The 15595-nt window shown below is 54.9% G+C and carries 13 protein-coding genes; 11 read left to right on the top strand and 2 right to left on the bottom strand.

Annotated elements, in window-relative coordinates; all coding sequences use genetic code 11:
- Positions 1–13 precede the first annotated feature (13 nt).
- Positions 14–2032, top strand: a complete 2019-nt coding sequence (gene rep / locus JGC47_RS16300; RefSeq protein WP_004154904.1) for a DNA helicase Rep — start codon at positions 14–16, stop codon at positions 2030–2032.
- A 32-nt stretch (positions 2033–2064) separates the two neighbouring features.
- On the opposite strand, the gene gppA is transcribed toward rep, so the two are convergent.
- Both gppA and rhlB read right to left on the bottom strand, forming a co-directional pair.
- Positions 2065–3549: a guanosine-5'-triphosphate,3'-diphosphate diphosphatase gene (gppA, locus tag JGC47_RS16295; protein ID WP_004154905.1), complete on the bottom strand. Its 1485-nt coding sequence runs from the start codon at positions 3547–3549 to the stop codon at positions 2065–2067.
- A gap of 6 nt (positions 3550–3555) precedes the next feature.
- A complete protein-coding gene (gene rhlB, locus JGC47_RS16290; RefSeq protein WP_004163750.1) occupies positions 3556–4848 on the bottom strand; it encodes an ATP-dependent RNA helicase RhlB in 1293 nt (430 codons plus the stop codon).
- Between the two features lie 129 nt (positions 4849–4977).
- Here rhlB and trxA point away from each other — a divergent pair, with 129 nt between their 5' ends.
- From trxA to rffA, 10 genes are all read left to right on the top strand, one after another.
- Positions 4978–5307 carry a thioredoxin TrxA gene (gene trxA, locus JGC47_RS16285; protein ID WP_004154907.1) on the top strand — a complete coding sequence of 110 codons (330 nt, stop codon included), beginning with the start codon at positions 4978–4980 and terminating at the stop codon, positions 5305–5307.
- 368 nt (positions 5308–5675) lie between these two features.
- Complete coding sequence (gene rho, locus JGC47_RS16280; RefSeq protein ID WP_004154908.1) at positions 5676–6935, top strand: transcription termination factor Rho; 1260 nt, start codon at positions 5676–5678, stop codon at positions 6933–6935.
- 291 nt (positions 6936–7226) lie between these two features.
- Positions 7227–8333 carry a UDP-N-acetylglucosamine--undecaprenyl-phosphate N-acetylglucosaminephosphotransferase gene (gene wecA, locus JGC47_RS16275; protein WP_004154909.1) on the top strand — a complete coding sequence of 369 codons (1107 nt, stop codon included), beginning with the start codon at positions 7227–7229 and terminating at the stop codon, positions 8331–8333.
- Positions 8334–8359: 26 nt separating this feature from the next.
- On the top strand, positions 8360–9388 hold the full coding sequence (gene wzzE, locus JGC47_RS16270; RefSeq protein ID WP_004154910.1) for an ECA polysaccharide chain length modulation protein: 1029 nt from the start codon (positions 8360–8362) through the stop codon (positions 9386–9388).
- 49 nt (positions 9389–9437) lie between these two features.
- Positions 9438–10559, top strand: coding sequence for a non-hydrolyzing UDP-N-acetylglucosamine 2-epimerase (gene wecB / locus JGC47_RS16265; RefSeq protein WP_004163751.1), 1122 nt, complete (start codon positions 9438–9440; stop codon positions 10557–10559).
- A 4-nt stretch (positions 10560–10563) separates the two neighbouring features.
- Entirely contained in the window at positions 10564–11826 is a 1263-nt protein-coding gene (wecC, locus tag JGC47_RS16260; RefSeq protein WP_004154912.1) for a UDP-N-acetyl-D-mannosamine dehydrogenase, read from the top strand.
- Positions 11823–12911 carry a dTDP-glucose 4,6-dehydratase gene (rfbB, locus tag JGC47_RS16255; RefSeq protein WP_004154914.1) on the top strand — a complete coding sequence of 363 codons (1089 nt, stop codon included), beginning with the start codon at positions 11823–11825 and terminating at the stop codon, positions 12909–12911. The genes wecC and rfbB overlap by 4 nt, the downstream gene beginning before the upstream one ends.
- Positions 12908–13789 carry a glucose-1-phosphate thymidylyltransferase RfbA gene (gene rfbA / locus JGC47_RS16250; RefSeq protein ID WP_004154915.1) on the top strand — a complete coding sequence of 294 codons (882 nt, stop codon included), beginning with the start codon at positions 12908–12910 and terminating at the stop codon, positions 13787–13789. The genes rfbB and rfbA overlap by 4 nt, the downstream gene beginning before the upstream one ends.
- Complete coding sequence (rffC, locus tag JGC47_RS16245; protein ID WP_004154917.1) at positions 13767–14468, top strand: dTDP-4-amino-4,6-dideoxy-D-galactose acyltransferase; 702 nt, start codon at positions 13767–13769, stop codon at positions 14466–14468. Before rfbA ends, rffC begins: the two co-directional genes overlap by 23 nt.
- Positions 14465–15595, top strand: a complete 1131-nt coding sequence (gene rffA / locus JGC47_RS16240; RefSeq protein ID WP_004154919.1) for a dTDP-4-amino-4,6-dideoxygalactose transaminase — start codon at positions 14465–14467, stop codon at positions 15593–15595. The genes rffC and rffA overlap by 4 nt, the downstream gene beginning before the upstream one ends.

Genomic DNA, 15595 nt, shown 5'->3' with positions numbered 1-15595 from the left:
GAGTGATTTATCTATGCGTCTTAACCCTGGTCAGCAACACGCCGTGGAATTTGTTACCGGACCCTGTCTGGTACTGGCCGGAGCCGGATCGGGGAAAACGCGGGTGATTACTAACAAAATTGCCCATCTGATCCGCGAATGCGGCTATCAGCCGCGCCATATCGCGGCAGTGACTTTTACCAACAAAGCTTCGCGTGAGATGAAAGAACGCGTGGCGCAAACCCTGGGGCGCAAAGAAGCTCGTGGGCTGATGATCTCCACCTTCCACACGCTGGGGCTGGAGATCATCAAGCGTGAATACGCCGCGTTGGGGATGAAATCGAACTTTTCCCTGTTTGACGATCAGGACCAGCTGGCGTTGCTGAAAGATTTAACCGAACAGTGGCTGGAAAACGATAAAAATCTGCTGCAACAACTCGTTTCAACCATTTCAAACTGGAAAAACGATTTGATGGATCCGTCGCGCGCAGCGGCGGGCGCACTGTCAGAGCGTGACAGGCTGTTTGCCCACTGTTACGCGCTGTACGATAAGCATCTTAAATCCTGTAACGTCCTTGATTTTGACGACCTGATCCTGCTGCCTACGCTGCTTTTCCAGCGCAATCAGGAAGTGCGCGAACGCTGGCAGCAGCGCATCCGCTATCTGCTGGTGGATGAATATCAGGATACCAACACCAGCCAGTATGAGCTGGTAAAGCTGCTGGTGGGGACCAGGGCGCGCTTTACCGTGGTGGGGGATGACGATCAGTCTATCTATTCCTGGCGCGGGGCGCGGCCGCAAAACCTGGTGTTGTTACAGCAGGATTTCCCGGCGTTACAGGTGATTAAACTGGAACAGAACTACCGTTCTTCCGGGCGCATTCTCAAAGCGGCTAACATCCTGATTGCTAACAATCCGCACGTTTTTGAAAAACGTCTGTTCTCTGAACTGGGTTATGGTGCCGAGCTGAAAGTGGTCACCGCCAACCATGAAGACCACGAAGCGGAGCGGGTGATTGGTGAACTGATTGCCCACCATTTCATCAACAAAACGCAGTACAAAGACTACGCCATTCTTTATCGCGGCAACCATCAGTCGCGGGTGTTCGAAAAGTTGTTGATGCAGAACCGCATTCCGTATCGCATCTCGGGCGGTACGTCATTTTTCTCGCGCCCGGAAATCAAAGATCTGCTGGCTTATCTGCGGGTACTGACCAACGCCGACGATGACAGCGCTTTTATGCGTATCGTCAATACGCCGCGCCGGGAGATCGGTTCAGCAACCTTGCAGAAGCTGGGCGAATGGGCGATGCAGCGCAACAAAAGCCTGTTTACCGCCAGCTTCGATGTGGGCCTTGGGCAAACCCTGACCGGGCGCGGGCTGGAATCGTTGCAGCGTTTCACCCACTGGTTGCAGGATATCGCCAGGCTGGCGGAACGTGAGCCGGTGGCGGCGGTGCGCGATCTGATCCGTGGCATCGACTATGAAAGCTGGTTGTTTGAGACCTCTGCCAGCCCGAAAGCGGCCGAAATGCGCATGAAAAACGTCAATACGCTGTTCCAGTGGATGACGGAAATGCTGGAGGGCAGTGACATTGATGAACCGATGACGCTGACTCAGGTGGTCACGCGTTTCACCCTGCGTGACATGATGGAACGCGGTGAAAGCGATGAAGAGTCCGACCAGGTACAGCTGATGACGCTGCATGCCTCCAAAGGTCTTGAGTTCCCGTATGTCTTTTTGGTGGGGATGGAAGAAGGGCTGTTACCGCATCAGAGCAGCATTGATGAAAACAACGTCGAAGAAGAGCGCCGGCTGGCCTATGTGGGCATTACCCGTGCGCAGAAAGAGCTGACGTTTACCCTGTGCCGTGAGCGCCGTCAGTATGGCGAACTGGTGCGCCCGGAACCGAGTCGTTTTCTGCTGGAGCTGCCGCAGGACGATTTGCAGTGGGAAAGCGAACGTAAGGTGGTGAGCGCTGAAGAAAGAATGCAGACCGGCCAAAGCAGAGTGGCCGGTCTGCGTGCGATGCTGGATAAAGCCAGGAAGTAATGCAGCCTTCAGCGCTGCAAAGCACCTCTGCCTCAGACGATGATCAACGGCCAGTGCACGTAGCTCTGCCAGCGTGCCTCCTGCTGCAGCAGTTCAGCACGTAAGGGGTGCGCTTGCAGCCAGCCGGACGGCAGCATCACCGTCAGATTGTCATCATCGGCCAGCAGGCGCACCGCCGGTAATCTGTCATCGCGTCTGCGGCTGGCAAAAACGATCGCCAGACGCAGCAGGCGAGACAGGCGTTCAGCAATGCGCGGGAGTAGGGCATTTTGTTGGCTCAGTAACGGCAGGTCGATGTGGCCGACCTGATTTTGTAACAGGGTGGCCAACAGTTTTTTCTGCGCCGGAGTGAAACCGGGTAAATCCAGGTGGCCAACCAGATAGGCTGCATGCTGCGGTGCCTGACGGAAATCGACGCTTAGCCCAATTTCGTGGATCAGGCTGGCACTGGCCAGCAGCTCGCGGCTGCGTTCGTCCAGCTTCCAGCGCTGGCTGACCTGGCGGGCAAAGCTATCCGCCAGCTGGCGCACCCGTTCTGCCTGCTCCGCGTCGATAGCAAAACGACGCTGGACATCGTGTAGCGTGCGGCTGCGGATATCGCGATCGACCGGCAGATGCAGCATGCCATAAATCAGCCCTTCGCGCAGCGCACCGCCCGCCAGCGTCATGCTGCTGATGCCCAGTTCGTTAAAAATGGCGATAAGTATCGACAGCCCGCTCGGGAAGACCAACGCGCGTTCAAGGGTTAACCCTTCAATTTCCAGCTCTTCCAGCTTGCCACACTGAATTGCACGCTGTTTCAGCTGCTGCAGTTTGTTCAGCGTAATGCGCTCGTCCATACCTTGCGCCATCATGATTTCCTGCAGCGCCTGGACGGTGCCGGATGCCCCTACGCACACCTGCCAGCCTTGCTCTTTTAGCGAGCCAGCTATGGGGCGGATCATCGCGCGCGCGGCCTGCTCGGCCCGTTCGAAATTCACTTTGCCAAGTTGACGATCGCTGAAATAGCGCTCCAGCCAGGTGACGCAGCCCATAGACAGGCTAAACAGCGTAGTGGTTTGCGGCCCTTTGCCGGTCACCAGTTCGGTGCTGCCACCGCCGATATCGACCACCAGACGTTTATCCGATCCACCGGTGGTATGCGCCACGCCCTGATAAATCAGGCTCGCTTCTTCCTCGCCGCCGATCACGTTGACCGGGCAGCCAAGCACCTCTTGCGCTTTAACCAGAAAGCTTCCCGCATTGGCGGCAATGCGCAGGGTAGCCGTAGCCACCACGCGGATATGTTCGGAGGGGATATCCTCCAGCTGTTCAGAAAACAGCCGCAGACACTGCCATCCGCGCTCCATTGACTCATCGGAAAGGTTATTATCCGCATCAAGTCCGGCGGCAAGACGCACCTTGCGCTTGATGCGGGCGACGGTCTGGATGCTGCCAGCCACCTCACGCACCACCAACATGTGAAAGCTGTTCGACCCTAAATCGATCGCCGCATAGAGTGATGATGCGCTCAGCATAGCCCCTTAACCTGAACGTTTACGGTTAGGGCCACGTGGTGCACTGCTGCGGCGGTTGTTGTTACCGCCACGGCGCGGACCATTCCCTGAACGGTTGCGGGTTAAACGCTTAGGCGGCGGGAGATCGCCCATTAGCGCATCGCTGTTATACCGACTAACCGGGATGCTGTGGCCGATGTACTCTTCGATGGCCGTCAGATTCAGCGCGTACTCTTCACAGGCCAGGCTGATTGAATGCCCGTTAGCGCCCGCACGCCCGGTGCGACCAATACGGTGTACGTAATCTTCACGGTCGTCAGGCAAGTCGTAGTTAAAGACGTGAGTCACGGCGGGAATGTGCAGACCACGCGCGGCAACGTCAGTAGCCACGAGGATATCGACATCACCTTTGGTGAAGTCATCAAGGATGCGCAGGCGCTTTTTCTGCGCCACGTCGCCGGTCAGCAGGCCGACGCGATGGCCATCGGCAGCCAGATGGCCCCAGATATCTTCGCAACGATGCTTGGTATTGGCGAAAATGATGGTGCGATCCGGCCACTCTTCTTCAATCAGCGTTTGCAGCAAACGCATTTTTTCTTCGTTGGAAGGATAGAACAATTCTTCTTTAATACGATGCCCGGTTTTCTGGTCCGGCTCGACTTCAACGTATTCGGCATTGTTCATGTTCTCAAACGCCAGTTCTCGTACGCGGAATGACAGGGTGGCAGAGAACAGCATGTTCAGGCGTTGACTGGCGGCTGGCATGCGACGGAATAACCAGCGAATATCTTTGATGAAGCCAAGGTCGAACATACGATCGGCTTCGTCGAGTACCACGACCTGAATGGCGCCCAAATTGACGTGATTTTGTTTAGCGTAATCGATTAAACGGCCGGTGGTGCCGATCAGTACATCGACACCGCTTTCCAGCACTTTTAGCTGTTTGTCATAACCGTCGCCGCCATAGGCAAGGCCGAGCTTCAGGCCCGTTATCTGCGCCAGCGGTTCGGCGTCTGCATGGATTTGTACCGCCAGTTCGCGCGTTGGGGCAAGGATGAGTGCGCGGGGCTGGTTAACCTGACGGCCTTCCGGAGCAGGGTGAGAAAGAAGATGATGGAACGTTGACGTCAGAAACGCCATCGTTTTGCCGGTACCTGTTTGCGCCTGACCTGCTACATCACGCCCGGAGAGCGTAAACGGTAATGCCAGCGCCTGAATAGGCGTGCAATTATGAAACCCTTTAGTTTCAAGGGCTTCAATCACCTGAGGGTGCAGGGCGAAGTCGGAAAACTTCTGTTCTGTTAAGTGTGTTTTGCTCATAGTGTGGTAGAATATCAGCTTACTATTGCTTTACGAAAGCATATCCGGTGAAATAAAAGCAGTGAAATAAACTCAGCCTGATGCCGCTCAGTGCGACATCAAAGGTAAAGATAATCTCCTGGAGTAAACATGAGCGATAAAATTGTTCACCTGACCGATGACAGCTTTGAAACCGACGTCCTCAAAGCTGATGGGTTAACGCTGGTCGACTTCTGGGCAGAATGGTGCGGCCCGTGCAAAATGATCGCCCCGATTCTTGACGAAGTGGCTGCCGAATATGAAGGCAAACTGACTATTGCTAAGCTGAACATCGATGAGAACCCGGCCACGGCACCTAAATACGGCATTCGCGGTATTCCTACCCTGCTGTTGTTCAAAAATGGTGAGGTTGCTGCAACTAAAGTTGGCGCACTGTCTAAAGGCCAGCTTAAAGAGTTCCTGAACGCGAATCTGGGCTAATTATGTCCTGCCGGCGCCTTGCGGTTCGAATTTTTCGTTGACCGCTAGACGCCCGGCATTAAGCGTGCTAATTTAAGTCTACTGCACGACGAACTTACCTTTACCTGTAGTTTAAATCTTTAGAATTATTCCTTTGCTGAACAGCGTATCCATCTAAGCCTTACAAAGGTTCAGCAATCTGACGGTTAGTACCAACTGATTTCCGGATTCCTGTTTACCGTCTCCCTCGTTTCAGATCTGCATTTTCCTGCACGCGATCGTCGAGCGGACCTCAGAACCAGGAACCGATATAAACAGGCATGGATCTTTCGCCATACCATTCACGACAAACAGTTCAAGATATACCCCGAGTTTAAGAACCCACCATTATGAATCTTACCGAATTAAAAAATACGCCGGTTTCTGACCTGATCACTCTCGGCGAAAATATGGGGCTGGAAAACCTGGCCCGTATGCGTAAACAGGACATCATTTTCGCCATCCTTAAGCAACATGCTAAAAGCGGCGAAGACATCTTCGGCGATGGCGTACTCGAGATATTGCAGGACGGATTTGGTTTCCTCCGCTCCGGCGACAGCTCCTACCTCGCCGGTCCCGATGATATCTACGTTTCCCCCAGCCAAATCCGCCGCTTTAACCTTCGTACTGGTGACACCATCTCTGGCAAGATCCGCCCGCCTAAAGAGGGAGAGCGTTACTTTGCGCTACTGAAGGTTAACGAGGTTAACTATGACAAACCGGAAAATGCCCGTAACAAAATCCTGTTTGAAAACTTAACTCCGCTGCATGCCAACTCCCGTCTGCGCATGGAGCGTGGCAACGGTTCTACCGAAGACTTAACCGCACGCGTACTTGATTTGGCTTCGCCGATTGGTCGCGGTCAACGTGGCTTGATTGTCGCCCCGCCCAAAGCGGGTAAAACCATGCTGCTGCAAAATATCGCGCAGAGTATTGCCTACAACCACCCTGACTGCGTACTGATGGTGTTGCTGATTGACGAACGCCCGGAAGAAGTGACGGAGATGCAGCGTCTGGTGAAAGGGGAAGTCATCGCTTCTACCTTTGATGAACCTGCATCACGTCACGTTCAGGTCGCTGAAATGGTGATCGAGAAGGCCAAACGCCTGGTTGAGCACAAAAAAGACGTTATCATCCTGCTGGACTCTATCACTCGCCTGGCGCGTGCCTATAACACCGTGGTTCCTGCCTCTGGCAAGGTACTGACCGGTGGTGTGGACGCCAATGCCCTGCACCGTCCTAAGCGTTTCTTTGGCGCTGCACGTAACGTGGAGGAGGGCGGTAGCCTGACCATTATCGCTACCGCGCTGGTGGATACCGGTTCGAAGATGGATGAAGTGATCTACGAAGAATTTAAAGGTACAGGTAACATGGAACTGCATCTGGCGCGCAAAATCGCCGAAAAACGCGTGTTCCCTGCTATCGATTACAATCGCTCCGGTACGCGTAAGGAAGAGCTGCTGACGACGTCAGAAGAGCTGCAGAAAATGTGGATCCTGCGTAAGATCATTCACCCAATGGGCGAAATCGATGCGATGGAGTTTCTGATTAATAAGTTGGCGATGACCAAAACCAACGATGAATTCTTCGATATGATGAAACGTTCATAACTGAGTAAGGTTTGCGTAGCTTAGCGACGAGGCTGTCGTCATTGCCTGCAGCTGCTGCAACTAAACCGAACAAAACTCGGGTAACGCCACGCTAAGTCGTGGCGTTTTTTGTTTTTGCTCTATAGGATCTTCTCAACAAGCACGTTTACACCATAATATACGGCACAGGATGGAAGCCGCAGGGAGCGTTGATTATGCGCGCCCTGATGAATAAAATCAGAATCAGACGAGTGTATGTGGCATAAATTTTGCTTGTAACATGACGCGATTCCTAGCAGAGAGCTGGTTAATGTGAATTTACTCAATACGAGTACGGAGCTTGCCCTAACTTTTTTATTTTCGTTAGCGTTTCTTTTTTTTGCGCGTAAAGCCGCTAAGAAAATTGGACTGGTGGATAAACCTAACTACCGCAAGCGTCATCAGGGAGCGATTCCGTTAGTCGGCGGTATTTCAGTTTTTGCCGGAAGTTGCTTCGCCTTTACATTAACGGATTTCTACATTCCTCATATTTGGCTGTACTCAGGCTGTGCCGGCTGTCTGGTCATGGTGGGCGCACTGGACGATCGCTATGACATCAGCGTGAAATTTCGCGCCGTGGTCCAGGCGGCTGTTGCCGTCGTCATGATGATGAAAGCTAAGATTTATCTGCTTAGCCTGGGTTATATCTTCGGCCCCTGGGAGCTGATTGTCGGTCCATTTGGTTATGTCCTGACGCTGTTTGCCGTCTGGGCTGCTATCAATGCGTTCAATATGGTTGATGGAATCGACGGGCTGTTGGGCGGGTTGTCCTGCGTCACGTTCCTGGCTATGGGCATCATTTTACTCTTTGACGGCCAGAATAGCCTCGCCATGTGGTGCTTTATCATGATTGCCGCCATCATTCCCTATATTATGTTGAATCTCGGCATGCTTGGCCGCCGTTATAAAGTTTTTATGGGTGATGCGGGCAGCACGCTGATTGGTTTTACTATTATCTGGATCCTGCTGGAAACCACTCAAGGCCAGAATCATCCTATCACGCCCGTTACGGCCCTGTGGCTGATTGCCATCCCGCTGATGGATATGGTGGCGATTATGTATCGCCGACTGAGCAAAGGCATGAGTCCGTTCTCGGCTGACCGTCAACATATTCACCATCTGATCATGCGTGCGGGTTTTACCTCGCGCCAGGCGTTTGTGCTGATCACCGCAGCGGCGGCGTTGCTGGCGCTGATTGGCGGGCTTGGGGAATATCTTTCATTCGTGCCTGAATGGCTCATGCTGGTGCTGTTTTTACTGGCCTTTATGCTGTATGGCTACTGCATCAAACGCGCATGGCGTGTGGCGCGCATGATAAAACGCCTGAAGCGCCGGCTGCGCAATAGCAATAACGCTAATAAACCCTCTGATGACAGCTAAAAGCCTGACCACAAGGAAATTGAAGTATGAATCATCCTGATGCTGGCGATAACGAACTGGATATTCGCGGCCTTTGCTGCGCGCTATGGTGTGGTAAACTTTGGATTATCGCCGGTGGCGGGTTGTTTGCACTGCTGGCCTGGGTCTATTCACTGCTGGTGACGCCACAATGGAGTACGATTGCGATCGTCGATCGGCCAACGGTGAATGCGTTATCCGGGTTTTATTCTCAGCAGCAGTTTTTGAAAAATCTCGATATGCCTGCAGATAATCTGACCGTTGCACCGCAAACGGTCATTGATGAAGCGTATCAGGAATTCATCATGCAGCTGTTCGCCTGGGACAGTCGGCGTGAGTTCTGGCTGCATTCCAGCTACTACCAAAACAGGAAGAGCGGCAATGCGCGTCAAGATGCCGCGTTACTGGATGAACTGATAGCCAATATCCAGCTGCAGCCCGCCGACAGCGCAAAAAATATCAATGATACCGTTAAGATTGTGGCGGAAACGGCAGCCGATGCGAACACCCTGTTACGTCAATATGTGGCGTTCGCCAATGCACGCGCTACGGCTCATCTTAATCAGGAGTTGCGCGCGGCGTGGGCCGCACGCAGCATACAGATAAAAGCGCAGATCAAACGTCAGCAAGATGTCGCTAAAGCGATTTACCTCCGTCAGTTGAACAGCGTCCGGCAGGCTTTGAAGATCGCTCAGCAACAGGGTTTCGAGCAGTCAAGGACGCAAACGCCTTCCGAACAGCTGCCAGACTCCGAACTGTTCCTGCTTGGTCGCCCTATGCTACAGGCGCGGCTGGAGAATCTGCTGGCCAGCGGCCCGTCTTACGAACTGGCGTACTATCAAAACCGGGCAATGATGACGACGCTGAACGTTGGGCCAACGCTGGTCAAATCATTCCAGGCCTGGCGTTACTTGCGTACCCCGGAAGAACCGGTGAAGCGCGATAGCCCGCGCCGTGCGTTACTTATGATGATGTGGGGCGCAGTGGGCGTATTAGTGGGCGCTGGCACGGTGCTGATCCGCCGTCCCCGTCGTTAAGTTGTCACAGACTCATGCGGTTAAACACATTCGAATAAAGAGAGCCACGGTGAAAGTATTAACGGTTTTTGGCACGCGCCCCGAAGCGATAAAAATGGCACCGCTGGTGCATGCGCTGGCGCAGGAAGACGGAATAGAGTCGCGCCTGTGCGTGACTGCGCAGCACAGGGAAATGCTCGATCAGGTGCTACAGCTGTTCGCCATCGTGCCGGATTACGATCTTAATATCATGCAGCCGGGGCAGGGATTGACCGAGATCACCAGCCGCATTCTCGCCGGGTTGAAAACGGTATTTGCTGATTTCACCCCGGATGTGGTTCTGGTTCATGGCGATACCACCACCACGCTGGCGGCCAGTCTGGCCGCTTTTTATCATCGTATCCCGGTTGGGCATGTGGAAGCCGGGCTGCGCACCGGCGATCTCTGGTCTCCGTGGCCTGAGGAGGCGAACCGAACGTTGACGGGGCATCTGGCGAGCTATCATTTCACCCCTACCGCCAGCACGCAGCAGAACCTGCTGCGTGAGAATGTACCTGCTGAACGGATTTTCGTTACCGGCAATACGGTGATTGACGCGCTGTTCTGGGTGCGCGACCGGGTGTTAAGTGATGAGGGGTTAAGAAACGGTCTTGCGGCGCGTTACCCATTCCTCTGTACTGATAAAAAAATGATTTTGGTCACCGGACACCGACGCGAAAGCTTCGGCGATGGTTTTGAACGTATTTGCAACGCGCTGGCAGAGATTGCCCGCCTGCACCCGCAGACACAGATCGTCTACCCGGTACATCTTAATCCCAATGTGAGTGAGCCGGTCAATCGCATTCTGCACGGTATTGATAACGTCATTCTTATCGAACCGCAGGAATATCTGCCGTTTGTCTGGTTGATGAACCGCGCCCGGCTGATCCTGACTGATTCGGGCGGCATTCAGGAGGAAGCTCCTTCGTTGGGCACGCCGGTACTGGTGATGCGCGACACCACCGAACGCCCTGAAGCGGTTACTGCCGGCACGGTTCGTCTGGTTGGCACTGAGGGCGCGAAAATCGTTAGTGAAGTCACCCGTCTGCTGACCGATGATGAAGCCTGGCAATCCATGAGCCGCGCGCATAATCCCTACGGTGACGGGCTGGCGTGCCAGCGTATTGTGCAGGCGCTGAAAAAAATTGGATAACCTCATGAGCTTCAGAACCATTTCAGTCATCGGGCTGGGCTACATCGGCTTGCCCACCGCCGCAGCCTTTGCATCATGTCAAAGGCAGGTTATTGGTATTGATATCAATGCGCATGCGGTTGCCACCATCAATCGCGGAGAAGTTCATTTCACCGAGCCGGAGCTGGATCGCGTGGTGAAAACGGCGGTAGAGGGCGGTTTTTTACGCGCTGCAACCCGGCCGCAGCCTGCTGATGCCTTTCTGATTGCCGTTCCTACGCCGTTCAAAGGCAATCACCAGCCGGATATGACTTACGTGCAGGCAGCCGCAGAGTCTGTTGCAGTGGTACTGAAAAAGGGCGATTTGGTGATCCTTGAGTCCACCTCGCCAGTAGGCTCCACCGAGCAGATGGCGCAATGGATGGCGGCTGCCCGGCCGGATCTGTCGTTTCCACAGCAGGCGGGTGAAGCTGCTGATATCCAGGTGGCTTACTGCCCGGAACGCGTACTGCCAGGGAAAGTAATGACCGAACTGCGTAAAAACGATCGGGTGATCGGCGGCATGACCGCCACCTGTTCGCAGCGGGCCAGCGATCTCTACAAGCTGTTTGTGGAAGGCGAGTGCGTGGTGACGCACGCACGCACTGCCGAGATGTGTAAACTCACCGAGAACAGTTTCCGCGATGTGAATATTGCTTTCGCCAACGAACTGTCGCTGATCTGTACTGAACAGGGGATCAACGTCTGGGAACTTATCCGGCTGGCAAACCGTCATCCGCGCGTCAATATCCTGCAACCCGGACCTGGCGTTGGCGGTCACTGCATTGCCGTCGATCCGTGGTTTATCGTGGCACAGAATCCTGAGTTGGCGCGGATTATCCGCACCGCGCGTGAAGTTAACGATAGCAAACCGCACTGGGTACTGGAACAGGTACAGCGGCAGGTTGCCGATTGCCTGATGGCCAGCAACCGCCGTGCCAGCGAGCTGAAGATAGCCTGTCTTGGCCTGGCGTTTAAGCCCGACATTGACGATCTGCGTGAAAGCCCGGCGGTACAGGTGACCAGCATGATCGCCGCCTGGCATCAGGGGACCACGCTGGTGGTGGAGCCGAACGTGCCGCACCTTCCCGCCGCACTACAGGAAAAAGCCACGCTGGTCACTCTGGACGACGCCCTGCAACAGGCTGATGTACTGGTCATGTTGGTCGATCACCGTCAGTTTAAGGCCATCGATCCGGCCACGCTCAATCAGCCGTGGATCGTAGATACTAAAGGGGTATGGAAATGACGCGTATTCTGGTGACCGGTGGCGCAGGCTTTATCGGTTCTGCCGTTGTGCGTCACATCCTGTCTTCCTCGTCGGATCGGGTTCTGGTGCTGGATAAGCTCAGTTATGCAGGTAATCTGGCCTCTCTGGCTCCGGTTGCGGACAACCCGCGTTTTACCTTCAGCAAAACAGATATCTGCGACCGCGCCGCGCTGGATGGCGCGATCGCCGCTTTTCAGCCGCAGCTGATTATGCATCTTGCGGCAGAAAGCCACGTTGACCGCTCTATTGACGGCCCGCGGGCGTTTGTTGAAACCAATGTTGTTGGCACCTGCATGATGCTGGAGGCAGCAAGACACTACTGGCTTTCGTTGCCCGCACCAGAGAAATCGACTTTCGTTTTTCACCATATTTCCACCGATGAAGTGTTCGGCGATCTGGCAAACGACACGGATTTCTTCACCGAAACCACGCCTTATGCCCCCAGCAGCCCCTATTCTGCGACGAAAGCGAGTAGCGATCACTTAGTTCGCGCCTGGCATCGTACTTATGGGCTGCCGGTAATAGTGACCAACTGCTCCAATAACTACGGCCCGTACCATTTCCCGGAAAAGCTGATCCCTTTGATGATTATCAATGCGTTAGCGGGTAAGCCGCTGCCGGTTTATGGTGATGGCGGGCAGATTCGCGACTGGCTGTATGTTGACGATCATGCGCGTGCGCTTTATCAGGTTGTCACCGCTGGTAGGGTGGGGGAAACCTACAATATCGGCGGGCACAACCAACGGCGCAATATCGACGTCGTAGAAACACTGTGCGCATTGCTTGAAGAGCTGGCGCCTGAAAAACCGGCCGGATTGCGTCATTACCGCGACCTGATCACCCGGGTTGCCGACAGGCCGGGCCACGATCGACGCTATGCCATTGACGCCGGGAAAATTGAGCGTGAACTGGGCTGGCGTCCGCAGGAAACCTTTGAAAGCGGCATGCGTAAAACCGTAAGCTGGTTTATTAATCATCCGGCCTGGTGGCAAAGCGTTTTGGATGGCAGCTACCGCGGTGAACGCCTGGGGTTATCTTTGACTATGAAGAGAGGTAAACGATGAAAGGCATCGTTCTTGCCGGTGGATCTGGCACCCGCCTGTACCCGATTACCCGGGGGCTGTCCAAACAGCTGCTGCCGGTCTATGACAAACCGATGATCTATTATCCGCTGTCAGTGCTGATGCTGGCGGGCATTCGCGACATTCTCATTATTACCACCCCGGAAGACAAACCCCACTACCAGCGCTTGCTGGGTGCAGGAGATGCATTCGGCATCCGGCTTACCTATGCCGAACAGGCGAGTCCCGATGGACTGGCGCAGGCGTTTATCATCGGCGAGGCATTTATTGACGGCGACAGCTGCTGCCTGGTGCTGGGCGATAATATCTTCTTCGGCCAGGGGTTCAGCCCAAAACTGAAGCAGGTGGTGGAAAACCCCACTGGCGCGACCGTATTCGGTTACCAGGTGATGGACCCGGAACGTTTTGGCGTTGTCGAGTTCGACGACAACTTCCGCGCGCTGTCGCTGGAAGAAAAACCCAGCCAGCCGAAGTCGCGCTGGGCGGTGACCGGCCTCTATTTTTACGACAATCGTGTAATTGAATTCGCTAAACGGGTGCGCCCGTCGGTGCGGGGTGAGTTGGAAATTACCTCGATCAATCAGATGTACCTGGAGTGCGGCGAGCTTAACGTGCAGCTACTGGGCCGGGGATTTGCCTGGCTTGACACCGGCACCCATGACAGCCTGATTGAAGCCAGCACTTTTATACAGACGGTGGAAAAGCGCCAGGGATTCAAGATTGCCTGCCTTGAAGAGATCGGCTGGCGTAACGGCTGGCTGTCGGACGACGAGGTGCGCCGCTCTGCTGCTGCGCTGGCAAAAACCGGCTACGGCCAGTACTTATCCGATCTGCTGCATGTCCGTCCTCGCCAGTATTAAGCCCCTGGCGTGGGAGAGCGCCTTTTTTGGCCGCCGCTGCGCACTGCTGGAGCTGCAAGGTGACAGCGTGCTGGATGTGGCACGGCTGAATGACTGGGATCTGGTGCAGGTTAAAGTGATGGCGCAGCAGAGCGCCGAACTGGATGCGTTGAGCGCGCTCGGTTTTCGCCTGGTAGAAGGGGAAGCCGATTGCGCGTTGGGCATCGCTGCCGCTGATCGTCCGGCCGGTATCCGTATTGCCCGCGTGGAGCATATTGCGCAGCTTCGCCACGCCGCAGAACAAGCATTCACCTTTAGCCGTTTTCGAACCCCCTGGTTTGCTGCCGGCGACAGCGGGCGTTTCTACGCGCAGTGGATAGAGAATGCCGTGCGCGGCACTTTTGATCACCAGTGCCTGCTGGCGGTGGATGCGGCAGGCGCGATGCAGGGTTTTATCTCGCTACGTGAACTGCCGGATGGCACGGGGCGCATCGGCCTGCTGGCCGTGCTGCCCGAGTCACAGGGGCTGGGCATCGGCCAGCGGCTAATGAACGCCGCTAACGACTGGTGCCTGGCCCGCCGTCTCTCGCGTCTTCAGGTTGCAACCCAATTGGGTAATCTGTCCGCGTTGCGCCTCTATCTGCGCTGCGGGGGCATCATTGAACGTACCGCCTACTGGCTATATAGGGAAATAATATGATTCCGTTTAACGCCCCACCTGTGGTGGGCACTGAAATAGAATACATGCAGTCAGCAATGCGCAGCGGGAAGCTGTGCGGTGATGGTGGCTTTACCCACCGCTGCCAGCAGTGGATGGAGCAGCGTTTTGGTAGCCATAAAGTGTTGTTGACCCCGTCCTGTACGGCGTCGTTAGAGATGGCGGCGATCCTGCTTGATATTCAGCCCGGTGATGAAGTGATTATGCCGAGCTATACCTTTGTGTCTACCGCCAATGCGTTTGTACTGCGTGGTGCGACCATTGTGTTTGTCGATGTTCGTCCGGACACAATGAATATCGATGAAAACCTGATTGCAGCGGCCATCACTGAAAAAACCAAAGCGATTGTCCCGGTGCATTACGCCGGCGTGGCCTGTGAGATGGATACCATCATGGCGCTGGCGAAAAAGCACCGGCTGTGGGTGGTCGAGGATGCCGCTCAGGGCGTGATGTCGACTTACAAAGGCCGGGCGCTCGGCACGATTGGTCACATCGGTTGTTTCAGCTTCCATGAAACCAAAAACTATACTGCCGGAGGAGAAGGGGGAGCGACGCTTGTCAACGAGGCTGCGCTGGTCGAACGGGCAGAAATCGTTCGCGAGAAAGGCACCAATCGCAGCCAGTTCTTCCGAGGTCAGGTCGATAAGTACACCTGGCGGGATATCGGCTCCAGCTACCTGATGGCCGATTTGCAGGCCGCCTATCTTTGGGCGCAGCTGGAGGTGGCAGAAACCGTCAACCAGCAGCGTCTGCGCCTGTGGCAAAATTATCATGATGCTTTGCAACCCATTGCCGCACGTGGGCGGATCACGCTTCCCACCATACCGGATGGATGCGCGCACAATGCACATATGTTCTGGCTGAAACTGCGTGATAACGACGATCGCAGCGCGCTGATTGCCCGACTGAAAGAAGCCGGGATCCTTGCCGTGTTCCACTACATTCCGCTGCACGGTTCGCCTGCCGGAAAGCGGTTCGGCCGCCTCTGTGGTGAGGATCGTTACACGCAGCAGGAGAGCGACCGTCTGTTACGGCTACCGCTGTTTTACAACCTTTCTGACAGTCAGCAGAAAACGGTGATTAGCGCCTTGTTAAGTTATTTCTGCTGA

Origin of the sequence: Erwinia amylovora, from assembly GCF_017161565.1 — a bacterium.
Classification (GTDB): domain Bacteria; phylum Pseudomonadota; class Gammaproteobacteria; order Enterobacterales; family Enterobacteriaceae; genus Erwinia; species Erwinia amylovora.
Note: the sequence above shows the minus strand (reverse complement) of the source record. Positions and strands in the feature narration are given on the sequence as shown.